Genomic DNA, 25,018 nt, shown 5'->3' on the forward strand with positions numbered 1-25,018 from the left:
GCTGCCGCCGCCGCTGCAAACGGTGACGGCGGTCGACACGCGCATCCAGACGCTCGACACGCCTGACGAAGATCATTACGCGGCGGCCGACAAGACCGACCTGCTCGTGAACCCGGTCATCAAGTTCCGGGTGACGGACCCGGTCAAGCTCGTGACGGAAACGAAGGGCGACGTGCAGAGCCTGCCGGACCGGCTCGCGCTGATCTCGCGCGGCGCGCTCACCGACGCCTTCGCGAAGTACAACCTCACCGACCTGCTCGCGAAGCTGCAGACGGTCGGCGACGATGCGCGGGGCGGCATGGCGAAAGCGGCGGAGTCGCTCGGCGTGGAGGTGATCGATGTGCAACTGACGCGCGTCGATTTCCCCGCATCGATGGCCGACACCGTGTACAAGCGGATGATCGCCGCGCGCCAGCAGATCGCGAATCAGGAGCGCGCGCAGGGTGCCGCCGAAGCGGACAAGATCAAGGACGCCGCCGCACAGCAACAGCAGGCGCTGCTCGCGGACGCATACAAGCAGGCGCAGGAAATCAAGGGCGACGGCGACGGCAAGGCCGCGGCGATCGCCGCCGATGCCTACGGCCGCGACCCGCAGTTCTACCAGTTCTATCAGAGCATGCAGGCGTACCGGAACAGCTTCAAGCCGAACGACGTGGTCGTGGTCGATTCGAGCAGTGACTTCTTCCGCTTCATGCGCGGCCCGAACGGCGGGGAGACGACGCCGAGCGACGCCGCGGCGCAACGCAAAAATCATCAATAAAGGAAACGCCGCGGCAACCGGATCGCGGCAGCCTCATTCGCATGGACATAGCCGGATCGTTATTGCTCGCGATCGCCCTGATGCTGATCATCGAGGGGATGTTTCCCTTTGTGTTTCCGGTCGCGTGGCGCGATACCTTTCGTAGAATAGCGGAGCGCCCGCCGCACCATATCCGGATCGGCGGGTTGATCGTGATGGCGCTCGGCCTCGTGCTGCTGCTGATCGCGACCTGAAGCGCGTACGGCGCGCCCGCCCGGCGACGCGCTCCAATCTGAGTGCGAACCTCATCTGATTCTCCGGCGCGCCCCGCGCGCCTTGCACAACGTCGCAGGACCTATCGATGTCGACCTGGTTACTTCCCGAGAACATTGCCGACGTATTGCCGTCGGAAGCGCGCAAGATCGAAGAGTTGCGCCGGCGGCTGCTCGATCGCTTTCGCGCGTACGGCTACGAAATGGTCATGCCGCCGATGCTCGAGTATCTCGAATCGCTGCTGACGAGCGGCGGCAGCGATCTGAATCTGCGCACCTTCAAGCTCGTCGATCAGCTGTCGGGCCGCACGCTGGGCTTGCGCGCCGACATCACGCCGCAGGTCGCGCGCATCGACGCGCATCTGCTGAACCGCCAGGGCGTCACGCGCCTCTGCTATGCCGGCATCGTGCTCCATACGCGGCCGCGCGGCCTGCATGCAACGCGCGAGCAGATTCAGATCGGCGCTGAAATATACGGCCATGCGGGCCTTGAAGCGGACCTCGAAATCCAGCAGCTGATGCTCGACGCGCTGCGTCTCGCAGGCCTCGCGAAGGTGCGGCTCGATCTCTGCCATGCGGGCGTGCTGGCCGCGCTGATCGACATGGAACCGGCTGCGGCGGCGCTCGGCGAGGCGCTGTACGACGCGCTCGCCGGCAAGGACGTGCCGCGCCTTGTCGAGCTCACGGCGAACCTGAAGCCGCTGGTGCGCGACGCGCTGCGCGCGCTGCCGACGCTCTATGGCCACGCCGACGTGATCGACGAAGCGCGTGCGCGCCTGCCGAACGCGCCCGAAATCGCGCGTGCGCTCGACGATCTGACCTTCCTCGCCGCCCAGGTGGAAGGCGCCGAAGTGATGATCGATCTGGCCGACCTGCGCGGCTACGCGTATCACAGCGGCGTGATGTTCTCGGCGTATGTCGATGGTGTGCCGAACGCGGTTGCGCGCGGCGGCCGCTACGACCATGTCGGTCAGGCATACGGACGGGCGCGCGCCGCCACGGGCTTTTCGCTGGACCTGCGCGAAGTGGCGCGCATTTCGCCGATCGAAGCGCGCAGCAGCGCGATTCTCGCGCCGTGGCAGCACGACGACGCGTTGCGCGCGAGCGTCGCCGCATTGCGCGACGCGGGCGAAGTCGTGATTCAGGCGCTGCCGGGCCACGACCACGGTGTCGACGAATTCGCGTTCGACCGCGTGCTTGTCGAAGAGGGCGGCGCGTGGGTGGTGCGGGCGCGCGCCTGATGCGCGCGATCTGACGGACGCGGCGCCGCGGATGGGGCTGCCGGCGTGATCGCCCGCAGCATGGTGAAGTGCACTTGAATCCGCACCCGGATGCGCACCTGAGCCGGCCCCTGAGCCGGCCCCTGAGCCCGCACCCATGCCCTTGAACGCAAAGGGAAAATTTGCGACAAAAAACTCGGAACCTGCATCGAACCCAGGTAAAATACGTTTTTAACCAGCTCAAGAAACAACATGTCTGCCAGCGCAGTGAATGTGAACCCCGGGCGCAATGTCGTGGTGGTTGGGACCCAGTGGGGTGACGAGGGCAAGGGCAAGATCGTCGACTGGCTGACGGATCACGCGCAAGGCGTCGTCCGTTTTCAGGGCGGTCACAATGCCGGCCATACGCTCATCATCGGCGGCAAGAAAACCATCTTGCGCCTGATCCCCTCGGGCATCATGCGGCCCGAAGTCGCGTGCTACATCGGCAATGGCGTCGTGTTGTCGCCGGAGGCGCTCTTCAAGGAAATCGAAGAGCTCGAAGCCGCCGGTATCGACGTGCAAAAGCGTCTCTTTATCTCTGAAGCCACCACGCTGATTCTCCCGTATCACGTCGCAATCGATCAGGCGCGCGAAGCAAAAAGCGGCGCCGGCAAGATCGGCACGACGGGCCGCGGCATCGGTCCTGCGTATGAAGACAAGGTCGCGCGCCGCGGGCTGCGCGTGCAGGACCTGTTCGAGCCGCAAGCCTTCGCGGAACGTTTGCGCGCGAATCTCGACTTCCATAACTTCGTGCTCACGCAGTACCTCGGTGCGACGGCGGTCGACTATCAGCAAACACTGGATTCGATGCTCGGCTATGCCGATCGTCTGAAGCCGATGGTCACGGACGTCTCCCGCCGTCTCTACGACGAAAACCACGGCGGCCACAACCTGCTGTTCGAAGGTGCGCAAGGCACGCTGCTCGATATCGATCACGGCACGTATCCGTTCGTCACATCGAGCAACTGCGTCGCGGGTGCGGCATCGGCGGGCGCGGGCGTCGGTCCGCAGAAGCTCGACTACGTCCTCGGCATCACAAAGGCGTATTGCACGCGCGTAGGTTCGGGCCCGTTCCCGAGCGAACTGTACGACGCGGACAATACCGCGCGCCAGGCGCCGATCGGCTTGACGCTTGCGACGGTGGGCAAGGAGTTCGGCTCGGTCACCGGCCGTCCGCGCCGCACCGGCTGGCTCGACGCGGCCGCGCTGCGTCGCTCGATCCAGATCAACGGCGTGTCGGGCCTGTGTATCACGAAGCTCGACGTGCTCGACGGTCTCGACGAAGTGAACCTCTGTATCGGCTACAAGATCGACGGCAAGGATTCGGACATCCTGCCGCGCGGCGCGTCTGAAGTTGCGCGTTGCGAGCCGGTGTACGAAACCTTCGCGGGCTGGAAGGAAAGCACGATCGGCATCAAGGAATGGGACAAGCTGCCGGCCAACGCGCGCGCGTACCTGACGCGCGTGCAGGAAGTCGCAGGCGTGCCGATCGACATGGTGTCGACGGGCCCGGACCGCGATGAAACGATCCTGCTGCGTCATCCGTTCAAGGTGTAACCGATGGTCGAAGGTGTACCGATGATCTCGCTGAAAGACCCGCGCAACGACGACAAGAACCTTTGGGTCGGCTGGGACGAGTACCACCGGCTCATCGAGTTGCTTGCCCTCGCGGTCCACGAATCGGGCTGGAAGTTCGACAAGATCCTGTGCCTCGCGCGCGGCGGCTTGCGGGTCGGCGACCAGCTGTCGCGCATCTACGACCTGCCGCTCGCGATTCTCGCGACAAGTTCGTATCGCGAGGCAGCCGGCACGCAGCAAGGCGAACTCGATATTGCGCAGTACATCACCATGACGCGTGGCGAACTGTCGGGCAATGTGCTGCTCGTCGACGACCTCGTCGACTCGGGCGTCACGCTGGCCCGCGTGCAGCAGCATCTGAAGGACCGCTATCCGGCGATCACGGCCGTGCGCTCCGCGGTGCTGTGGTACAAGGCGTGCTCGAAGGTCAAGCCGGACTACCACGTGCAGCATCTGCCGACGAACCCGTGGATTCATCAGCCGTTCGAAGAATGGGACACGGTGCGTCCGCATAATCTCGGCGCATGGATCAAGCGCGGCACGCCGCACGACGCATGACGAAACCATGACGGCCTGACGCGAAGACGCGAACACGGTCGTTCAGGAACGTGTCGCCGCATCGTGAGCGACCGTAACGGAGCCCGGTAAGGGCTCCGTTTTTTTGTATGCGCGAATCACGTACAGGCACGGCACAACACGGCGCAAGCCCCGCGTGGCGCGGCATTCATGCATGAATGCGGAGCGGGAACATTGAAAAGACGCTGCTTGCGGCAGACTTCGCGAAAGTGCGATGCTAAACTTCGGACGTTCCAGACCCACGTAGCCTTTGCACAACATGCCGGACGGCTGTCTTTTGAGCCGGGTTTAGAATACCGCTCGTTTTTGCCGCCGAGGAACGGCTTCTTTTCGCGCTTATGACAGACAACCATCACGCGCCGAGGCAACCCATGCCCGCGCTCGCGATCGCTGCGATCGGGGTCGTGTTCGGAGACATCGGCACGAGCCCGCTGTATTCGCTGAAAGAAGCGTTCAGCCCATCGCATGGCATTCCCCTTACTCAGGATTCGATTCTCGGCGTGATTTCGCTGCTGTTCTGGGCGATCGTCGTGGTGGTCAGCATCAAATATGTGCTGTTCGTGATGCGCGCGTCGAACAATGGCGAGGGCGGCGTGCTTGCGTTGATGGCACTCGCGCTGCGTTCCTTCGATCCGCGCACCAAAGCGGCCGGACTCATTACGATGCTCGGCATTTTTGGTGCGTGCATGTTCTACGGCGACGCGGTCATCACGCCGGCCATTTCGGTGATGTCAGCAGTCGAAGGTCTCGAGATCGCCGCCCCGAAGCTCGCGCACCTCGTGCTGCCGCTGACGATGGTCATCCTGCTGCTGCTGTTCTGGATCCAGCGGCACGGCACGGCGGCGGTCGGGCGCCTGTTCGGGCCGATCATGGTGGTGTGGTTCGTCACGCTCGCGGTGCTCGGGCTGTCGCACATTCTGCAGTCCCCCGAAGTGATCGCCGCGCTCAACCCGTACTACGCCGTGACCTTCATGTCCGCGCATCTGCTGCAGGCGTACGTCGTGCTCGGTTCGGTCGTGCTCGTCCTGACCGGTGCGGAAGCGCTCTATGCGGATATGGGTCACTTCGGCGCGAAGCCGATTCGCGTGGCCTGGTATGTGCTCGTGATGCCGTCGCTCGTGCTCAACTACTTCGGGCAGGGCGCACTGCTGATGCACGACCCGAAAGCGATCGAAAACCCGTTCTACCTGCTTGCACCCGAATGGGCATTGCTGCCGCTCGTGGTGCTCTCGACAGTCGCGACCGTGATCGCGTCGCAGGCGGTGATCTCCGGCGCGTATTCGCTGACGAGCCAGGCGATCCAGCTCGGCTATGTGCCGCGCATGAAGATTTTGCATACTTCCGAACTGGCGATCGGGCAGATCTACGTGCCGGTCGTCAACTGGATGCTGCTCTTCATCATCCTGTGCATCGTAATCGGCTTCAAGAGCTCCGATAATCTCGCGGCCGCGTACGGCATCGCCGTGACCGCGACGATGGTCATCACGACCCTCCTCGCGTGCGTCGTGATGGTGAAGGTGTGGAACTGGAACAAGCTGATCGTCGCGCTGATCATCAGCGGGCTGTTGATCGTCGATCTCGGTTTCTTCGGCGCAAACCTGCTGAAGGTGGCCGACGGCGGCTGGCTGCCGCTGGGCATCGGTGCGATGCTGTTCTTCCTGCTGATGACGTGGTTCAAAGGCCGGATGATCGTGAAGGAACGCACGGCTGCCGACGGTATTCCGCTGATGCCGTTCGTGCAGGGGCTGCTCGCGCATCCGCCGCATCGCGTGTCGGGCACGGCGATCTATCTGACCGGCAATTCGACGCTCGTGCCGGTGAGCCTGCTGCATAACCTGAAGCACAACAAGGTGCTGCACGAGCGCACGATCTTCCTGACCTTCGTGACGCGCGATATTCCGTATGTCGAAGAATCGGACCGGTTGACCGTTAAAGATGTCAGCGACGGGCTCTTTCTTGTGAAGGCCGTGTACGGTTTCAACGAAACACCCGATGTGAAAGCGGTGCTGGAAGCCGTGGGGCGTACGAACGATATGACGTTCGAACTGATGGACACTTCGTTTTTCCTCGCGCGCGAAACGGTCGTGCCGACGCAGTTGCCGGGGATGTCGGTGTGGCGCGAGCGTGTGTTCGCGTGGATGCATCAGAATGCGGCGAAGCCGACGGACTTCTTTAGCATTCCGGCGAATCGCGTCGTCGAACTGGGGACGAAGATCGAGATCTGAGGGTGGCGCGATGCGGCGTGTGCGTGTTGTGTGTCGCGCGTGAGTTGTCTTGCAGCTCGTACGGTCAGTAAAGCAAAAGCCCATGCAGAACTTCTGCATGGGCTTTTTTGTCGACTGCTGGCTTTCGCCTGAGCTTAGCGCTGCTTGAGCTTCGCGAACGCCGCCGCCATCGCGCCGACCGGCTCCGGTTCGCGCGAGCGTTGCGGCCCGCGTGCACCGCCGCCGGCATTGCCGCCCGAGCGGCCTGCGCCGCCGCGATCGCCTTGCGCGCCCGCGCTGCCGCCACGCGCGCCCGCATTGCCGCCACTGCCCGCCGCGAAGTCGTCGTCAAGACGCATCGTCAGCGAGATGCGTTGCCGCTTCACATCGACCTCGAGCACCTTGACCTTGACGATCTGACCGGCCTTCACCACCTCGTGCGGGTCCTTGATGAACTTCGTCGACATCGCCGACACGTGCACCAGGCCGTCCTGATGCACGCCGACGTCGATAAACGCACCGAACGCCGCGACGTTCGTAACGACGCCCTCGAGCACCATGCCCGGCGACAGATCGGAAATCTTCTCGACGCCTTCGCGGAACGTCGCCGTCTTGAACTCGGGGCGCGGATCGCGGCCCGGCTTTTCGAGCTCCAAAAGAATGTCGCGCACGGTCGGCAGGCCGAAGCGCTCGTCGACGAATTCGGTCGGCACGAGACGCGAGAGCGCGTCGCGATTGCCGAGCACATCACCGACCTGCTTGCTGATTTTCGCCAGCATCCGCTCGACGAGCGGATACGCTTCCGGGTGCACCGACGAACGGTCGAGCGGGTTCTCGCCGCCGTTGATGCGCAGAAAGCCTGCTGCCTGCTCGAACGTCTTGTCGCCGAGGCGCGGCACCTTGCGCAGATGCTCGCGCGACGGGAACGGCCCGTTCGCATCGCGATAGTCGACGATATTGCGCGCGAGCGTCGAATTGAGGCCCGACACGCGCGCCAGCAACGCAACCGATGCGGTGTTCGCATCGACGCCGACCGCGTTCACGCAATCTTCGACGACCGCGTCAAGCGAACGCGCGAGTTCGCGCTGGTTCACGTCGTGCTGATACTGGCCGACGCCGATCGCCTTCGGCTCGATCTTGACGAGCTCGGCAAGCGGGTCTTGCAGACGCCGCGCAATCGACACCGCGCCACGCAGCGAGACATCGAGGTCGGGAAACTCTTTTGCGGCCAGTTCGGATGCCGAATAAACCGATGCACCGGCTTCGGACACAACGATTTTTTGCAGCTTCAGCTCCGGATGCCGCGCGATCAGCTCGCTGGCGAGCTTGTCCGTTTCGCGCGACGCGGTGCCGTTGCCGATGCTGATCAGCTCCGCCTGGCACTGCGCGGCAATGCGCGCCAGCTTCGCAATCGAGCCGTCCCAGTCGCGACGCGGCTCATGCGGGTAAATGGTATCGGTGGCCAGCACCTTGCCCGTGCGATCGACGACCGCAACTTTCACGCCGGTACGCAGGCCCGGGTCGAGGCCGATCACCGCCTTCGGGCCGGCCGGCGCCGCCAGCAGCAGGTCTTTCAGATTGCGCGCGAACACGCGAATCGCTTCGTGCTCGGCCTCTTCGCGCAGGTTCGTGAGCAGTTCGTTTTCGATATGCGGCTGCACCTTCACGCGCCAGCACCAGCGGCAGACGTCGGAGAGCCACTTGTCGGCCGGGCGCGCCTGGTTCGCGATGCCGAAGTGGCGCGCGATCATGGCCTCGCCCGGATGCGGCACCTGCGCGTCGAGCTCTTCGCCCAAACCCAGCTTCACGAGCAGCACGCCCGCGTTGCGGCCGCGGAAGAGGGCCAGCGCGCGATGCGACGGCACGGTCTTGATGGTTTCGGCGTAGTCGTAGTAGTCGCGGAATTTCTCGCCTTCTTCGCCCTCCTTGCCCTCGATCACCGACGACGACACGACGCCCTGGTTAAAGAGGTAATCGCGCACCTTGCCGAGCAGCTCCGCGGTTTCGCCGAACTGCTCGGAGAGAATATCGCGCGCGCCGTCGAGCGCCGCCTTCACGTCGGCGACGCCTTTATCGGCGTCCACATACGGCGCGGCTTCGCTTTGCGGATCGAGCAGCGGATTGGCCAGCAGCGCCTGTGCAAGCGGCTCGAGACCGGCTTCGCGCGCGATCTGCGCACGCGTGCGGCGCTTCGGCTTGTAAGGCAGATAAAGGTCTTCGAGCACCTGTTTGCTGTCGGCGGCTTCGATGGCCGTGCGCAGCTCGTCGGTGAGCTTGCCTTGCTCGTCGATGCTGGCGATGATGGCCGCGCGCCGGTCTTCGAGTTCGCGCAGATAGAGCAGGCGTTCTTCGAGATTGCGCAGTTGCGTATCGTCGAGATTGCCGGTGACTTCCTTCCGGTATCGGGCGATAAACGGAACGGTCGAACCTTCATCGAGGAGTTGCACTGCCGCTGCCACCTGGCGAGGCTGGACAGACAGTTCGGTGGCAATGCGCTGGACGATCTTGAGTGCTACGGTTTCCGTCATAAGAGCTTGATGTTCGTGCCGGATCGATCTGGGCCGCCTCGCGGCGCGCGGCGGAATGCTGCGTCGGGTTCCATCGGCGCGCGGCGGCCGGGGTTGCTGAGACTGCCGTAGAGCAGGGCGAAACTGGGCAAAACGGGATGAAGCAATGCATGAAGCAGCGGGGCATTTTGCCATAAATGCCGGGTCGCTCAAGTGCAGGATGTTAGAATTTCGGGCATGTCCCGTTGCCCATCTACGACGTTGCTCACCTTCCGTTTTCCACGCGCCGCGCGTGTTCCGGCCGCTCGGTTACTGTTCGCGTTACCGTTCGCGTCGTCGTTCGTGTCACCGTCGTTCGCGCGGGTGTTCGCCTCGTGGTTTTGCGCATCGTCCGCGCTTTTGCCGGCCGCCGTCAAGCGTGCGGGCGGCGCGGGCCTGATCGCTGCCTGCGCGCTCTACGCAGCGCTTGCCATGCCGCTGCCTGCGCGCGCGCAGGAGCCGGCGCTCGCGGCGCCGGGCGCCACGTCCGGCAGCGCCGGGACCGGGCAGGACGCCGATGCCGCCGATGCCGCCGATGCAACGCAGGTGTCGTCCGTGGATCAGGCTTTCGACGCACGTCAGAAAGAACTCGACGATCGCAGCACGGAAAACAACTACCAGTTCGCGGTCGAGCGTCACAACTGCTACGACACGTTCTTCGTCAATCATTGCCTGAACAAGGCGCGCGACAAGATGCGTGCGATCCAGGCCGACATTCGCAGCCAGCAACTGTCGCTCGACGACGAAAAGCGCGCCGAGCACGCACGCCAGCGCGACCAGCAGCAGGCGCTCAGGCAGGCGCAGGACGAAGCGAACGCGCCGCAGCGTGCCGCGCAGGACGCGCGTAACCAGCAGGCCTTCGAAGACAAGCAGCGTCAGCATGCGCTCGATCAGGCGCAGCGCCAGTCGGAAGCGCCGCAGCGTGCGGCCAACGAGCAGGCGTACGAGCAGAAACAGCGCCAGCATGCGATCGATCAGGCGCAGCGCGGCATCAGCCCGACGCAGGCGGCCGCCAATCAGAAGGCGTACGATCAGAAGCAGGCGGACTTCCAGCGTCAGCTCGACGAGGCGCATCAGCAGGCCGAGCAGAAGGCGCAGGAACGTACCGAGAAACAGCAGCGCTACCAGCAGAAGCAGATCGACGCCGCGCAGCACAAGAAAGATGTTGAAGCCCGCCAGAAGCAGGCGGCGGAAAAAGCGCAGCAGAAGCAACAAGACGAACTGAAGCAGCAACAGCAGCTCGAACAACAGCAAAAGCAGCAGCAATAGCAACAGCAGCAGCCGTAGCAGCGACAGCAGTAACGCGTTTCAGGCCGGATAGCAACCTCGAGCGGGACGCGCGTGACAGTGGCAACCTCGGCAGATGCGCCGGCGCCTCGATCGCCGGAAAACGCCGCCGGAGTTCATGAAGCCGCGCGCGCTTCGCCCATTCTGGAGAGGAGGCGAGCATGCGCGCTCATCACGTCAACGCGGAAACCCTTCGCGACCGCATTCTGCAACTGGAATCGGAGCATAGTGGGCTTGATCGGCTGATCGACAGAATGTCGGAAGAGCCCGGCATCGACGACCTTGCGCTGCAGCGCTTGAAGAAACGCAAGCTCAAGCTGAAGGACACCATCATCCTGCTGCAATTGCAGCTCGAACCGGACGCGCACAGCTGAGTGCGGGACCTGGCAGGCGCCCGGGTCGACCACGCTTTCGCGAAGCTGACGCCCGAATTTGCAGGAACCGCTTGCCTTGAATGCACCACTCGATTCTTCGTCCCGCGGCACGCCGGATGAGGCGGCTCATGGGGCCGCCGATGTGCCCGGCGCTGTGCCCCATAAGGCGTCGCCTACCGCGCCTGGCATGAGCGCCAAAGATGCCGCGCGCGCCGAGCGCAATGCCGCGGGCATGGCGCTCGCCTCGTCACTCACGCCTCGGCGCGCCGCCGAACTCAACGATATCTTCGCCGCTGACGGTCTGCTCGCGAGACAGATCGACGGTTACCGGTCGCGCGCATCGCAAATCGAAATGGCGCGTGCGGTCGCGGCCGCGCTCGAAGCATCGGGCCGCGCCATGCCCGAGCCGGCCATGTTCGACGTGCAACAGCGACCTGCGCGGCGCTTGCAGTCGTCTGCTTCGTCTGCTTCGTCGGCTTCGTCCGGTCAGCAGCGTGGCGCGCAAGACGGCGGCGCCGCAGCGTCGGACGCCGACGCGAAAAACGAAGACACCGGCGAAAACACACTGATCGTCGAAGCGGGCACCGGTACCGGCAAGACCTATGCGTATCTCGTGCCCGCCATGCTGTGGGGCGGCAAGGTGATCGTCTCCACCGGCACCAAGCACCTGCAGGACCAGCTCTTCCAGCGCGATATCCCGACGGTGCGCGATGCGCTCGCGGTGCCTGTCTCCGTGGCGATGCTCAAGGGCCGCGCGAACTATCTGTGCCACTACTATCTGCAGCGCACGGCCGACAATGGCCGCTTGCCGTCGCGTCAGGAGACGTCGTATCTGCAGGAGATCGTGCGTTTCGCAAAGATCACGCGCACGGGCGACAAGGCGGAGCTCGCAAGCGTGCCCGAGACTGCCGCGGTCTGGTCGATGGTGACGTCGACGCGCGATAACTGCCTGGGCCAGGAGTGCCCGCATTACAAGGAATGCTTCGTGATGCAGGCGCGCCGCGAAGCGCAGCAGGCCGATCTCGTCGTCGTCAATCACCATCTGTTCTTCGCCGATATCATGCTGCGCGATACCGGCATGGCCGAACTGCTGCCGACCGCGAATACGATCGTCTTCGACGAAGCGCATCAGTTGCCGGAAACCGCGACGCTCTTTTTCGGCGAGACGTTGTCCACCGCGCAATTGCTCGAACTTGCGCGCGATTCGGTCGCGGAAGGCCTCTCGAATGCGCGCGACGCGGTCGACTGGGTGACGCTCGGCGCCGCGCTCGAACGCGCGACGCGCGATGTGCGACTCACGTTCAAGGAAGATTCGCTGCGCGTATCGGTGGGCCAGTTGCCCGACGATCATCCGCTCTTTGCCGCGCTCGATGCGGTGCAGGTCGAACTCGATGCGTTGATGGCCGCGCTGGCAGGGCAGGCCGAACGTGCCGAATCGATCGGTGCGTGCCTGCGGCGCGCACGCGAGTTGCACGATCTGCTTGCCGGATGGACCGCGATGCCTGCTGAAGCGCCTGCACTCGCGGTACGCGATGCCGACGCCGAGGGAGGCTCCACTCAAGCCGCGCATGCGGATGCCGATTCGAACGAGAAGGTGCGCTGGATCGAAGTCTTCTCGCACACGGTGCAGTTGCACGAGACGCCGCTTTCGGTCGCGCCGATCTTCGCGAAGCAGCGTGCGGGCGTGCCGCGCGCCTGGGTGTTCACATCGGCGACGCTCTCGGTGCGCGGCGACTTTACGCATTACGCCGCGCAAATGGGCCTGAATGCGCGCCGCTCGATGACCTTGCCGAGCCCGTTCGATTACGAAACACAAGGCTTGCTGTATGTGCCGCGTAATCTGCCGCAGCCGTCGTCGCCGACATTCACCGATGCGGTATTCGATGCCGCGCTGCCGGCCATCGAAGCCGCGGGCGGCGGCGTATTCATGCTGTGCACGACGCTGCGCGCGGTCGACCGGATTGCGACGAAGCTACGCGACACGATTGAATCGCGCGGCTGGGATATGCCCTTGCTCGTGCAGGGCGATGCAAGCCGCACCGAACTGCTCGAGCGTTTTCGCGCGTATGGCAATGCGATTCTGGTCGGCAGTCAAAGCTTCTGGGAAGGCGTCGACGTGCGCGGCGACGCGCTGTCGCTCGTCGTGATCGACAAATTGCCATTCGCGCCGCCCGACGACCCGGTGCTGTCCGCACGTCTCGATGCGTTGACGAAGAAAGGGCTGAGTCCGTTCGCGGTGCACCAGGTGCCGCAGGCGGTGATTACGTTGAAGCAGGGCGCGGGGCGTTTGATTCGCGCGGAGACCGATCGCGGCGTGCTGATGATCTGCGATACGCGTCTCGTCGACAAGCCGTATGGCCGGCGGATCTGGCAGAGCCTGCCGCCATTCAGGCGCACGCGCGAGATGGACGTGGTGCGCGAGTTCTTCGCCGATCGAACGCCTGGCGTTTAATATGCCGCGTGCATCCGCAGCATGCATCCATAGCTTAAACCAGCCCCTGAAAAGCAAAACGCCACGGAGATGATCCGTGGCGTTTCGACTGTTCGCCTTCTGTGGGGCAGACCCGTGCGGCTTTGCCCGCACGGTCGCCTTCCGGCGACCCTTCGCTACAGCTTACTGGCTTGCGCCCGAAGCCGGAGCTGCTGCCGAAGCACCAGCGTCCGAAGCGGCAGCGCCTGCGTCCGAAGCAGCAGCCGAAGCCGAAGCAGCAGCGTCGCTCGCAGCAGCAGCAGCGCCCGAAGCGGCAGCAGCCGAATCCGAAGCGGCAGCACCTGCGTCCGAAGCAGCAGCGGCCGGTGCCGATGCAGCGGCGGAATCGCTAGCCGGGGCAGCAGCGTCGCCGCCGCTCTTGCTACATGCAGCAAGTGCCATAGCCGCCAACAGGGATGCTACGAGGAGGGATTTCTTCATGATCACGTCCTTTTATGGTTAAAGGTAAGCAACAGCGCAAATTTACCGGTAATGTGCTCTAACACCGACCCGGGCCGCTGGTGGAGACGCACTTCATGAGCGTGAATCTTTCCCGTACGGCTTGGGCGGAAATTATATGCACTTTCGTATCTACCGTCGACAAATCCGGGGCCAATACGTTGTAGTTCCCAGACAAAATCTCACGATAACGGTATATCAAGCGGCGAAATCTTATCCCAGTTCGCCTACCTGTATCCAGCCCGCACAATACCATTCGTGAAGTCGTGCTGTCATTGACGGATGCCGCGAGAGTGTTACAAAGCGTTTCCCGCTCAAACGGCGTCTGTCGGCGAGTTCCCGCACCCATGTTTTGGCGCCCGCAAGCGTGTTTTCTTCGCCATTCAGATAGTACGCACGCTCGTCGTATAACAGCACACTTTTACGATCCAGCCGAATACCGGCTTTTGATGCCTGCCCGATGAAACGCATCTCGTCGAGCGCTCGCCGCGGCGGATCGAATACGACGCTCGGCTTGGGTTCGCTGAGATACGCGCCGAGAAACGCCGCGACGTCACCGTCGTTCCATCTGACTTTAGCAAGGATCGCGCCCACCTTTTGCACGAGCGCGGCCGGCAATTGCGCGGGCTGGTTGACGGCCGGCTGCTGCGGGTCGCGGTAGCGTTCGTCCGAAACGTTTGCGCCGCGCGCTGTGTCTGTGTCGACCCTTTCAGCGAGCTTCTCCGCGAGGTGATAAAGGAATTGCGAGGTCAGTTCGGTTGCGGTGGGCGCGCGAAAGCCAATTGAACAGGTCATGCATTCGCCTTCCGCGATACCGTCGTGTGCGATATGCGGCGGCAGGTACAGCATGTCGCCGGGCTCGAGCAGCCATTCGGCGTCCGGTTCAAAGTGTTGTAGAACTTTCAACGGCAGGCCGGGCTCGAGCGTCAGGTCGCGCTGCGCGCCGATGCGCCATCTGCGCTTGCCGTGCACCTGCAGCAGAAACACATCGTAGGAGTCGAAGTGCGGGCCGACGCCGCCGCCATCGGTCGCAAACGAAATCATCAGGTCGTCGAGCCGTGCATCGGGAACAAAACGAAAACGCTCGAGCAGCATGCGGGCGCGTTCATCATGCAGGTCGACGCCTTGCACGAGCAGCGTCCATGCGCGCTGCCTCAACGAGGGCAGTTCGTCGCGCGCGAACGGGCCGTGCTCGAGTGTCCACTTATTGCGCGAATGTGTGATGAGGCGGCTTTCCACTTCATCGCGATCGGCCAGCGCGAACAGTTCGTCGCGCGTGAGCGGCGCCGCGAGACCCGGTATCGCGCCGCGGATCAACAGCGGTTTCTTCTGCCAGTAGCGGCGCATGAATTGCGCGGGGCTGAGGTTGCCCAATAGCGCTGTCGGCACGTCCGGAGCGGGCGCCTCGATGCGATCGGAAGCCTGTGGATGGAACGTTTGATGCGGGGAAATCCGGGCTGAACCTGGGCTCGCCGGTTGGGCATTGGGCCGCTTGGGCATCGTATAATAGGAGCGGTAATCTTGGAGAGACGAATGAAGATCGCAAAGAACACCGTCGTATCGGTCGCCTACAAGCTATCGGATGCGCAAGGCAATCTGATCGAGGAGAGCGACGAGCCGATGGTCTATCTGCACGGCGGCTATGATGGCACGTTCCCCAAGATCGAGGAAGAGTTGGACGGCCGCGAGCCCGGCTTTGAGACGCAGGTCCAGCTCGACCCGCAGGACGCATTCGGCGAGTACGATCCTGAGCTTGTGAAGATCGAGCCGCGCGATCGCTTTCCGGAGCCGCTCGAAGTCGGCATGCAATTCGAAGGCACACCCGAAGAAGGCGATGAAGATCTCGATACGATGATCTACACGGTGACCGATGTCGCTGAAGACAAAGTCGTGCTCGACGGCAATCATCCGCTCGCGGGCATGGCGCTGCGTTTTGCGTTGACGGTCAAGGAAGTGCGCGAAGCGACCGAAGATGAAATCCAGCACGAACACGCGCATGGCGCCGACGGCCTCGAAGTCTACGACGATGAGGACGACGACGATCTCGAACCGAAGTCAGGGCCGACTCTGCACTGAGCCTGCCGGCGCAGTCGTTCCCGGCGAAGGGGACGAAGTGGACGATCCGGGCACGCGCCCGATACCATCGACCGCTTCGTCCCCTTTGCTTTGTGTGCCATTCAGACCGGCGCCTTGTGACGGATAAGGATTGGGCGCGGTGACCTGGGGCGCGCCGTTCACTCCGTTCATACCGTTCATACCGTTCAGTTTGTTCGTTCCATTCGTCCCGTTCATGCCGGGCGTTTGTGGAAGCGCCGGTTGCGGTTGTCGCAACGGCGGCTGAAACTGCTGCTGCGGCGTGGGCTCCGGCAGAATCGGCGGCAGCTCCGAAGCCGGCGAAAACTCGGGCACCGCGGGCATCGGCTCGGGCAGCGGGTTGTAGTCGTTGCGCGCCGGCAGCGGTGCGGTGGGCAAGAGCGGCATGTCTTTCGGCACGTCGCGCACGCTGACGCGAAAGGGCACGCGGCGCGTGAAATCCGCTTCGACCTGAATCCACTGCGTAAGCCGGTTACGCGGCGCGATGGCGACGCGCGTGAGGTTGGTGACGAGCGCGCCCTTGTCGTTACGCAACGGCTGGTCGATCACGAAGCCGCCGCGCAATTTCTCGTCGTCCTGATGAATCACGAGCACGGGCCCGTGAAACGCTTCCGCAAGCTTTACGAGGCTGCGCTTGAACTCCATATAGCCGTCGCGCGGCTTGTGCTCGAAACGCAGCCAGCCAAAGCGCTCGCGCCGCTCGTAGCGCTCGGGATCGAAATCACCCTGCACGAACACGACCACCGCTTTCGCGTCGCGCCGTTTTGCGTATTCGGCCGCATGGTCGAGCCAGAACGCATTGGCGATCGCCCGGTCTTCGAACTCGCCGTTACGGCCGCCCGCGCTCAGATAGTGGTTGTTCGGGCTCGGCACGTTGAGGCCGACAAACACCGTATCGCCGAGCTGCCAGCGCACGTTCTCGCGATACGTGCGAAAGCGCGATACCTCGCTTTCGCGCGTAAGCGGCAGCGGGTTCTGGCCCATCGACGATTGATCGGTAAAGAGCGTTTGCCGCAACTGGTCGAGACGTTCGACCGGATCGAAGCCGCCCGCCGCCGCCGTGCCGCAGTCGGCCCAGTCGTGCTGACCCGGAATAAAGACGAGTGCCGGTTTCGATGCTTGCAGCAAGGCCTCGCGCGCTTCGAACAGCGAGTCGCGGCATGGCTCGTCGCCGCTCTTCAGATTGCCGTCATAGACGATGAAGGCGATTTGCGAGTCGCGGCCGATTGCGTCGATGAGCCGCTGCGTGGGGGCTTCGTCGGCGGTGCTTTGCAGCGTGCTGCCAAGGACCGCGAACGCGTAGTGCGTGCCGGCAGCGTGGGCGTTGAGCGGCAGCCAGCCTGCACAGGCGAGGGCAGTGGCGGCTGCGCTCGACACTGCGCGCGCGGCATGCATCGATCGCTTCGACCACGCGGCCCGCAGCGCAAGCGCCGCGCACATCGCCCGCACGGCGCGCGCTGCATGCACGGGCATCGTCCGGGCCGGACACGGCCCGGACGCGCGATCAGCGCTGCGCGTCCGGCGCTGCGGCCAGTTCATGTAACTCGTAAAGCAGATCGAGCGCGTCGCGCGGACGCAGCTCGTTCGGATCGATCGCGCGCAAGCGCTCGACGAGGGCATCGGCAAGCGGATCGGCCGGCGCGGGCGCAGTCTTGTCGTGCCGGTCGTCGTAATGGGTGTCGTGCCGGGCGTTGTAGTGGGCGTCGTAGCGGGTGTCGTAAGCGTCGTCCGCATCGTGAGCCATCGGCGGCGCAGCGAACAGATCGAGTTGCGGCGCGGGCTGCGCGGCAGATTGCTGTTCGAGATGCGCGAGGTGCTTGCGCGCCGCGCGAATGACCGCGGACGGGACGCCGGCGAGTTGTGCGACCTGCAGCCCATAGCTCTGGTTCGCCGGCCCTTCGTTGACCGCATGCAGGAACACGATACCGTGCCCGTGCTCGACCGCCGACAGATGCACGTTGGCCGCCTGCGGAAATTCCGCGGGCAACTGCGTGAGTTCGAAGTAATGTGTCGCGAAAAGCGTGTGGCAGCCGTTTTGCGCAAGCAGATGCCGCGCGATTGCCCATGCGAGCGCGAGGCCGTCGAAGGTCGACGTGCCGCGCCCGATTTCATCCATCAGCACGAGGCTTTGCGGCGTCGCGTCGTTGAGAATGGCGGCGGCTTCGGTCATCTCGACCATAAACGTCGAGCGGCCGCCGGCGAGGTCGTCCGCCGCGCCGATGCGCGTGAAAATGCGGTCGATCGGGCCGAACGACGCGCGCCGTGCCGGCACGTAGCTGCCCACATAGGCCATCAGCGCGATCAACGCGGTTTGCCGCATGAAGGTCGATTTGCCGCCCATATTCGGACCGGTGATGAGCAGCAGCTTGCGCTCGGGGCTCAACAGACAATCGTTCGCGATGAACTGCTCGACCTGCGCTTCGACGACCGGATGCCGCCCCTGTTCGATCTCGATGCCGCCCGCCGGCGTGAACGACGGCGCGACCCAATCGAGCGCGCGAGCGCGCTCCGCGAACGCGACGAGCAGATCGAGTTCGGCGAGCGCGCCGGCGACACGCTGGCAGTCCGCGATAAACGGCAACAGCGCCTGCAGCAGCGCATCGTACAGCGACTTCTCGCGTGCGAGCGCGCGTTCCTGCGCGGACAGTGCTTTGTCCTCGAATGTTTTCAGTTCGGGCGTGATGTAGCGCTCGGCGTTTTTCAGCGTCTGGCGGCGGCGATAGTCGTCGGGCACCTTGTCGGTCTGGCCGCGCGTGACTTCGATATAAAAGCCGTGCACCTTGTTGTACTCGACGCGCAGATTGCCGATGCCGGTGCGCGCGCGCTCGCGCGTTTCGAGGTCGATCAGGAACTGACCGCAGTTCTCCGAAATATCGCGCAGCTCGTCGAGTTCCGCATCGTAGCCGCGTGCGATGACGCCGCCGTCGCGGATCATGGCCGCGGGCTCCGGCGCGACCGCGCGCGACAGCAGTTCGACGCAGGCGGCCGGCGGTTCGAGCGATGCATCGAGGCGCGCGAGCGAATCCGCATGCGCGGCGATAACGGCGAGCTGTGTGCGCAGTTCCGGCAGCGCGATAAACGTGTCGCGCAGGCTCGACAGATCGCGCGGCCGCGCGGACAGCAACGCAAGCCGCCCGGTAATGCGTTCGATATCGGAGATCTGCCGGAACGCGCCGCGCAAGGTATCGATGCTGGTCGCGGGGTTCAGTTGCGCGGACGCATCGAGCAACGCGCCGATCGCCTGCTGACGCGCCTGCGCGTACGACGCATCGCGCGGCGGGTGATGAATCCAGTGCCGCAGCAGGCGGCTGCCCATCGTCGTGCAGCAGGTGTCGAGCAGCGAACACAGGGTGGGCGATTCGGTGCCGCGCAGCGTTTCGGTCAGCTCGAGGTTGCGCCGCGTCGCCGGATCGAGGCCGATATATTCGGATTCGAGCTCGACCTTGAGGCTGCGCACATGCCGGAGCTGCTGGCCTTGTGTGGCTGCTGCGTAAAGCAGCAAGGCGCCGGCCGCGCCGCATGCGCAGGTCAACGTTTGCGCGCCGAAGCCGTCAAGGCTGGCGACATCGAGCTGATCGCACAGGCGCTGCTTGCCCGATGCGATATCGAAATGCCAGGCCGGTACGCGCGTGAGCGCGCCGCTGCCGCTGCCGGACGATGGAGGCGCCCATGCATTGGCGTCCGACGTGGGCAGATCGGCAACAAGGATTTCGGCGGGGCGGATGCGTTCGAGCGCGGCCGCGACGCCGTCCGGCGGAATCTCGGCGAGTCGCAGCGCGCCGCTTGCGAGATTGAGCCACGCGAGGCCGACCGACGTCACGACGCCGCGCCGGTTGTGCGCGACGCACGTGGCCATCAGGTAGACATCGCTTTTGTCCGACAGCAGCGCCGCGTCGGTCAGCGTGCCGGGCGTGACGACGCGCACGACCTTGCGTTCGACCGGTCCCTTCGAGGTGGCCGGGTCGCCGATCTGCTCGCAGATCGCGACCGATTCGCCGAGCTTCACGAGCTTCGCGAGATATTGTTCGACCGCATGATGCGGCACGCCCGCCATCTTGATCGGCGCGCCGGCCGATGCGCCGCGCTGCGTGAGCGTAAGGTCGAGCAGCCGCGCCGCCTTTTCGGCGTCGTCGAAGAAGAGCTCGTAGAAGTCGCCCATCCGGTAGAACACGAGGGTGCCCGGGTGCTCGCTTTTGATGCGGAGGTACTGCTGCATCATCGGCGTATGCGCAGCATCGGGCACGGGGGCCGCGGCGCTGGCAGGGGCTCCGGGTGTGCCAGGGGCTCCGGATGCTCGGGGTGCTTCGTCAGCTGCGATTTGAATGCCCATCCTCGGTGTCTTGAATGCGTTGCGGTTCAGGGCGAGAGTTTAACCCTTCGGCAGCCGGTGTGAAGCTGGCCGGATGGCCAGGTTGCGCGCGATTTCATCACTCGCGAATCATCGCGCCCAGATCGACCTTTTTCGCACTGGCCGCGCTATGCCGTTTCGCGAGCCACATCAGCACCGTAATGAACGTGCCGAACGTCGCGATGATCCACGGCACCGGCATCTTCGCCGTCAACAGCAGCGCGTAGGCGCCGAGCATCAGCAGCACGGCGAGATTCTGATTGAAGTTCTGCACGGCGATCGAGTGTCCGGCGGAGAGCAGCGTCGCGCCGCGATGCTGGAGCAGCGCATTCATCGGCACGATAAAGAAGCCGGACAGCGCGCCGAGCAGAATCATCAACGGATAGGCCAGGATGATGTAAACCGGTGCGAAGATCGAGCCGACGCGCAAGCCCACGCCCGGCGGAAAGAGCCCTTTGCTGTAGAACGCCATCGCGACCGCGACGACGCCCGCGATAATGCCCACCGGCAGCACGCGCAGCGACCCGCGCAACGGAATCCACGCGGCCGCGGCCGCGGCGCCGAGCGCAATGCCGATGCCGGCGACACCCTGGATCACCGCGCCTTTCGACAGCGACAGGCCGAGATTCACATCGGCCCATTTCAGCACGAGCAATTGCAGCGTGACCGCGCTGCCCCACATCAGCGTGGTGACCCAGAGCGCGATCTGCGCGAGCCGGTCGGTCCACAGCACGTTGAAGCAGCGTACGAACTCGCCGACCAGTTTGCCCGGCTCGTGCAGCCGGTTTTCATAGCGCGCGCCGGTGTCGGGAATGCCGATATTGAGCGCCGCCGCGCTTGCGTAAGTCAGCATCACGACGAGCATCGCGAGGTCCGCGGCAGTCGTGATGAGCGGCAGATGCGCATGCGAGACGAAGCGCGCCGCATACGTGCTGATCAGCGCGCCGCCCATGACCGTGCCGACGATCGTCGACAGCACCGTGGCCGATTCGAGCCATGCATTCGCGACGACGAGCCGTTCGGCCGGCAGCAGCTCGGTGAGAATGCCGTACTTCGCCGGCGAATAGGCGGCGGCGCCGAGGCCGACGACCGCATAGGCGATCATCGGATGGAGGCTGAAGATCATCAGCAGACAGCCGGCGGCTTTCAATGCGTTGGCCACGAACATCACGTGGCGCTTTTGCAGCGCATCCGCGAATGCGCCGACGAATGGCGCGAGCAGCACGTACGACACCGTGAAGAGGATCTGCAGCAGCGGTGTGACCCAGGCCGGCGAACGGATGATCGTGAGCCGCTCGATTGCCGCGATCAGAAGCGCATTGTCCGCCAGCGACGAGACGAATTGCGCGGCGATGATCGTGTAGAAGCCTTTTTTCATGGAGCGATTCAAGGTCGGCTTGGGTCAGCTCGGACGGAAAGGGCGCAAGTGCGCGCAACATGGCCGCGCGAAAATTTCAGTGCGGAAAATGTCGGTGCAAGCACGTCGATGCCCAAACATTGCCGCAAAAACGACAAGGCGGCCGAAGCCGCCTTGCCTGTTCGACCGCGTTACGCCGCTTGCTGTTTCGTGCGGCTGTAGCGTGCGAGGATCGGCACCATCTGCGCGTAGATCTTCGGGTTCGCCGCCACGATTTCGTGCACGTGCAGGAAGTCGGAATCGCCGGTGTAGTTGCCGACGAGCCCGCCCGCTTCGGTCACGAGCAGGCTGCCCGCGGCCATGTCCCACGCGTTGATGCCTTGCTCGAAGAAGCCGTCCATGCGGCCCGCGGCGACGTTTGCGAGGTCGAGCGCCGCGGCGCCCGGACGGCGCAGGCCCGCGCAGGCCTCGGTCATTTCGCCGAACAGCGTCGTGTAGGCGCCGAGGCCGTTCTTGTCGCGAAACGGAAAGCCGGTGCCGATCAGGCCGTCGGCGAGACGGTCGCGCCGGCCGACGCGGATGCGCCGGTCGTTCAGATACGCGCCGCGGCCGCGCGAGGCGGTGAAGAGGTCGTTACGCGTCGGATCGTAGACGACGGCCTGCGTGACGATGCCCCTATGCGCGAGCGCAATCGAGACGCAGTAATACTGGAAACCGTGAATGAAGTTCGTTGTGCCGTCGAGCGGATCGATGATCCACTGATACTCGGATTCGTTTTCCGATTGGCCCGATTCTTCGGCGAGGATCGCGTGATCGGGGTAGGCGGTGGTCAGCGTTTCGATGATCGCCGCTTCCGACGCCTTGTCGACTTCCGTGACGAAATCATTGTGCTGCTTCTTCGAAACCTGGATCAGATCGAGATCGAGCGACGCGCGATTGATGATCTGTCCGGCGCGGCGGGCGGCCTTGACCGCGATGTTGAGCATGGGATGCATGAGTCGGGATCCTTTTGCCGATGATGAATACGGCGAGCAAAGCATGGCGGCAGCGGACTGCCACGCAACGTACACCGCAGATAGGGCAGAGCCGTTTTGCGAATGTTCCGTCGACGAAAGACGAATTGGATAAGAGCGAGGCGCCGGCTTGCACATTGGCGCGCGAATGGCGTGATTTTACCCGAGTCTCCCGCTTTCCGGCGCGCACGGGCGCGCGCGTGGCGCCGCACGCGCATGAACCTGCGCGAAGCCGGGCAATCCGCGGCGAACGGGCGCGCCACGCGATCGTGGAAAGAGGGCACGAGTTGGCGCTACCATAGCTCCTCCCTCGTCTTCCGTTTTTCATCGTGGTCCAACCGCATACGTTCCGTTCCCCATCCGATTCTTCCGCCGCCGCCGACGGCGCCAGTCCCGTGCGTGGCGGCTTCACGTCGACGCGCTTCGTGCTCGTCGAGCCGAGCCATCCCGGCAATGTCGGCGCCGCCGCGCGCGCGCTGAAAACGATGGGTTTTTCGCGGCTCGTGCTCGTGGCGCCGCGCGTCGCGAACGTGCAGAACGATCCGGAAGCGATTGCGATGGCAAGCGGCGCGGACGACGTGCTGGCGAGCGCGCACGTCGTGCCGACGCTTGCGGATGCGTTATCGGGCGCGCAGTGGTCGCTCGCGCTGACCGCGCGCTCGCGCGAATACGGGCCGCCGCAACTGGCGCCGCGTGCCGCGGCTGCGCACGCGCGTGAACATGCGGTACATGGCGATATCGCGCTCGTGTTCGGCAACGAGCGCACGGGTTTATCGAACGAAGACGTCGAACGCTGCAGCGCGCTCGCGCATATTCCGGCGAATCCCGCGTACAGTTCGCTGAATCTCGCGCAGGCGGTGCAGGTGTTGTCGTATGAACTGCGCATCGCGTATCAGGAAGCATCGGACGATCCCGTATCGGCCGGCGCTTCGGCTTCCGCCGCGGGCGGGATTGCAGGCGCGCGCGCGGCGAGCGATGAAGTGGAGCGCATGTTCGTGCATCTCGAGAACGCCTTGATCGCGCTCGACTTTCTCGATCCCGCCAATCCGAAGAAACTGATGTCGCGGCTGCGCCGGCTCTTTGCGCGCGCGGGGCTCGAGCGCGAAGAGGTCAACATCGTGCGCGGCATCGCAAAACATATCCTGCTGAAAGCTAAAGGAAGGGATAACGAAGCGCCTTGAATGTCGCCGCATCACGACCGCTGCGTCGCAACCCGGAATCACAGCCCCGGGTCACCGTCCCCGCGTCATAGCCCCCGCGTCATAGTCCCCGCGTCATAGCCCCCCGGGTCATAGCCCTCGCGTCACAACCCCCGCGTCACAGCCCCCGCGTCATAACCCCGCGTCATAACCCCGCGTCATAACCCCGCGTCATAACCCCGCGTCACGGCCGCCAGCGCAACCATTTGGTTCGACCTTGACGGCCGAATGGGCATCGGCAGAGCTGGCGCGAATCGACCTACAATCGCCGGAAGCGTCATAAGCAAAGCAGTCAGTCCGATATAGCACCCCATGTTTGGGCGGCGCTTTGTTCGAGTCTGGCGCAACAATCCCCCGACACTTCCAGGACGGCGCCACTGCCATGTTCACGAGACTTCGCGAAGACATCGCCACGATCCGCGAGCGCGATCCCGCCGCGCGCAGCGCGTGGGAAGTGCTCACGTGCTATCCGGGCCTGCATGCGCTTTTGCTGCATCGTCTCTCGCATGCGTGCTGGCGCGCGAAACGCTACTGGATCGCGCGCGTTGTCTCGCAGGTCGGCCGCTTTCTGACCGGCATCGAGATTCACCCGGGCGCCACGGTCGGCCGCCGCGTATTTATCGACCACGGTATGGGTGTGGTAGTCGGCGAGACCGCCGCGATCGGCGACGACTGCACGATCTATCAGGGCGTGACGCTCGGCGGCACGTCGCTCACGCGCGGTGCGAAACGGCATCCGACGCTCGAACGCGGCGTGATCGTCGGCGCGGGCGCGAAGGTGCTCGGCGGTTTCACGATCGGCGCGGATGCGAAGATCGGCTCGAACGCGGTTGTCGTGAAGCCGGTGCCGGCGGGCGCCACCGCGGTCGGCAACCCGGCGCGCGTCATCGTTCCCGCGGCGTCCGCGCGCGGGGCCGCCGACGCGGCGAAGCCCGCGGCCGCGCGGTCGGAATTCTGCGCATACGGCATCACACCGAATGCGGACGATCCTGTCTCGCTTGCCATTCACGGGCTCATCAATCATGCGGCGAACCAGTCGCTGCGCATCGACGAAATCGTCGCCGCGCTCGAGCGACTCGGTGCGAGCCTCGAGGCGCTGCAGGGCGCCGATGCGGCGCTGTTCGATCTGAAGCGCCTATCGGCGGCGCTGGAAGGGAAGGTCGAGCCGGGCGCGGAGCCGCACTGAAGCACGCAGTGGTATCGATCGGGCGGGTATTGGCCCAGCGGCATTAATCCGGCG

Annotated in this window: 19 protein-coding genes; 12 read left to right on the forward strand and 7 right to left on the reverse strand. The window is 64.4% G+C overall.

Annotation, left to right across the window (positions count from 1 at the left end; genetic code table 11):
* From hflC to ACYPXD_RS14000, 6 genes are all read left to right on the forward strand, one after another.
* Positions 1 to 760 (forward strand): protease modulator HflC (gene hflC / locus ACYPXD_RS13975; protein ID WP_459712121.1); only part of this gene is annotated, 760 nt, incomplete at its 5' end.
* A 41-nt stretch (positions 761 to 801) separates the two neighbouring features.
* Positions 802 to 993 carry a DUF2065 domain-containing protein gene (locus ACYPXD_RS13980; protein WP_175224816.1) on the forward strand — a complete coding sequence of 64 codons (192 nt, stop codon included), beginning with the start codon at positions 802 to 804 and terminating at the stop codon, positions 991 to 993.
* A 107-nt stretch (positions 994 to 1,100) separates the two neighbouring features.
* Complete coding sequence (locus ACYPXD_RS13985) at positions 1,101 to 2,252, forward strand: ATP phosphoribosyltransferase regulatory subunit (protein WP_459712125.1); 1,152 nt, start codon at positions 1,101 to 1,103, stop codon at positions 2,250 to 2,252.
* A 231-nt stretch (positions 2,253 to 2,483) separates the two neighbouring features.
* Entirely contained in the window at positions 2,484 to 3,830 is a 1,347-nt protein-coding gene (locus ACYPXD_RS13990; protein ID WP_459712128.1) for an adenylosuccinate synthase, read from the forward strand.
* A 3-nt stretch (positions 3,831 to 3,833) separates the two neighbouring features.
* Positions 3,834 to 4,409, forward strand: a complete 576-nt coding sequence (locus ACYPXD_RS13995) for a phosphoribosyltransferase (protein WP_459712131.1) — start codon at positions 3,834 to 3,836, stop codon at positions 4,407 to 4,409.
* Between the two features lie 356 nt (positions 4,410 to 4,765).
* Positions 4,766 to 6,652, forward strand: a complete 1,887-nt coding sequence (locus tag ACYPXD_RS14000) for a potassium transporter Kup (protein WP_459712134.1) — start codon at positions 4,766 to 4,768, stop codon at positions 6,650 to 6,652.
* Between the two features lie 134 nt (positions 6,653 to 6,786).
* On the opposite strand, the gene ACYPXD_RS14005 is transcribed toward ACYPXD_RS14000, so the two are convergent.
* Positions 6,787 to 9,159, reverse strand: a complete 2,373-nt coding sequence (locus ACYPXD_RS14005) for a Tex family protein (RefSeq protein ID WP_459712137.1) — start codon at positions 9,157 to 9,159, stop codon at positions 6,787 to 6,789.
* 321 nt (positions 9,160 to 9,480) lie between these two features.
* Between ACYPXD_RS14005 and ACYPXD_RS14010 the strand changes: the two genes are divergently transcribed.
* The 3 genes from ACYPXD_RS14010 (at position 9,481) to ACYPXD_RS14020 (ending at position 13,290) form a co-directional block, all read left to right on the forward strand.
* Positions 9,481 to 10,446 (forward strand): hypothetical protein, encoded by a 966-nt coding sequence (locus ACYPXD_RS14010; protein WP_459712140.1) that lies wholly within the window; start codon positions 9,481 to 9,483, stop codon positions 10,444 to 10,446.
* A gap of 179 nt (positions 10,447 to 10,625) precedes the next feature.
* A complete protein-coding gene (locus ACYPXD_RS14015) occupies positions 10,626 to 10,838 on the forward strand; it encodes a DUF465 domain-containing protein (RefSeq protein ID WP_459712142.1) in 213 nt (70 codons plus the stop codon).
* 76 nt (positions 10,839 to 10,914) lie between these two features.
* A complete protein-coding gene (locus tag ACYPXD_RS14020; protein WP_459712145.1) occupies positions 10,915 to 13,290 on the forward strand; it encodes an ATP-dependent DNA helicase in 2,376 nt (791 codons plus the stop codon).
* 162 nt (positions 13,291 to 13,452) lie between these two features.
* Here the strand turns inward: ACYPXD_RS14020 and ACYPXD_RS14025 are convergent, their stop codons facing one another.
* The gene (locus tag ACYPXD_RS14025; RefSeq protein WP_459713304.1) at positions 13,453 to 13,749 is read right to left on the reverse strand and encodes a hypothetical protein; all 297 of its coding nucleotides are present in this window, start codon (positions 13,747 to 13,749) and stop codon (positions 13,453 to 13,455) included.
* A 231-nt stretch (positions 13,750 to 13,980) separates the two neighbouring features.
* A complete protein-coding gene (locus ACYPXD_RS14030; protein ID WP_459712148.1) occupies positions 13,981 to 15,267 on the reverse strand; it encodes a JmjC domain-containing protein in 1,287 nt (428 codons plus the stop codon).
* A 33-nt stretch (positions 15,268 to 15,300) separates the two neighbouring features.
* Between ACYPXD_RS14030 and ACYPXD_RS14035 the strand changes: the two genes are divergently transcribed.
* Complete coding sequence (locus tag ACYPXD_RS14035) at positions 15,301 to 15,843, forward strand: FKBP-type peptidyl-prolyl cis-trans isomerase (RefSeq protein ID WP_459712154.1); 543 nt, start codon at positions 15,301 to 15,303, stop codon at positions 15,841 to 15,843.
* Here ACYPXD_RS14035 and ACYPXD_RS14040 read toward each other — a convergent pair.
* From ACYPXD_RS14040 to ACYPXD_RS14055, 4 genes are all read right to left on the reverse strand, one after another.
* Positions 15,823 to 17,334 (reverse strand): hypothetical protein, encoded by a 1,512-nt coding sequence (locus tag ACYPXD_RS14040; RefSeq protein WP_459712157.1) that lies wholly within the window; start codon positions 17,332 to 17,334, stop codon positions 15,823 to 15,825. The genes ACYPXD_RS14035 and ACYPXD_RS14040 overlap by 21 nt on opposite strands.
* Before the next feature lie 31 nt (positions 17,335 to 17,365).
* Positions 17,366 to 20,080 carry a DNA mismatch repair protein MutS gene (gene mutS / locus ACYPXD_RS14045; protein ID WP_459713306.1) on the reverse strand — a complete coding sequence of 905 codons (2,715 nt, stop codon included), beginning with the start codon at positions 20,078 to 20,080 and terminating at the stop codon, positions 17,366 to 17,368.
* A 208-nt stretch (positions 20,081 to 20,288) separates the two neighbouring features.
* Positions 20,289 to 21,587: a lysophospholipid transporter LplT gene (gene lplT, locus ACYPXD_RS14050; protein ID WP_459712160.1), complete on the reverse strand. Its 1,299-nt coding sequence runs from the start codon at positions 21,585 to 21,587 to the stop codon at positions 20,289 to 20,291.
* A 170-nt stretch (positions 21,588 to 21,757) separates the two neighbouring features.
* A complete protein-coding gene (locus tag ACYPXD_RS14055) occupies positions 21,758 to 22,561 on the reverse strand; it encodes an inositol monophosphatase family protein (RefSeq protein WP_459712163.1) in 804 nt (267 codons plus the stop codon).
* A 344-nt stretch (positions 22,562 to 22,905) separates the two neighbouring features.
* Between ACYPXD_RS14055 and ACYPXD_RS14060 the strand changes: the two genes are divergently transcribed.
* Both ACYPXD_RS14060 and cysE read left to right on the forward strand, forming a co-directional pair.
* Positions 22,906 to 23,760, forward strand: coding sequence for an RNA methyltransferase (locus ACYPXD_RS14060; protein ID WP_459713308.1), 855 nt, complete (start codon positions 22,906 to 22,908; stop codon positions 23,758 to 23,760).
* Positions 23,761 to 24,160: 400 nt separating this feature from the next.
* Positions 24,161 to 24,964, forward strand: coding sequence for a serine O-acetyltransferase (gene cysE, locus ACYPXD_RS14065; protein WP_459712166.1), 804 nt, complete (start codon positions 24,161 to 24,163; stop codon positions 24,962 to 24,964).
* Positions 24,965 to 25,018 lie beyond the last annotated feature (54 nt).

The sequence above is a fragment of the Paraburkholderia sp. 2C genome (assembly GCF_054589215.1).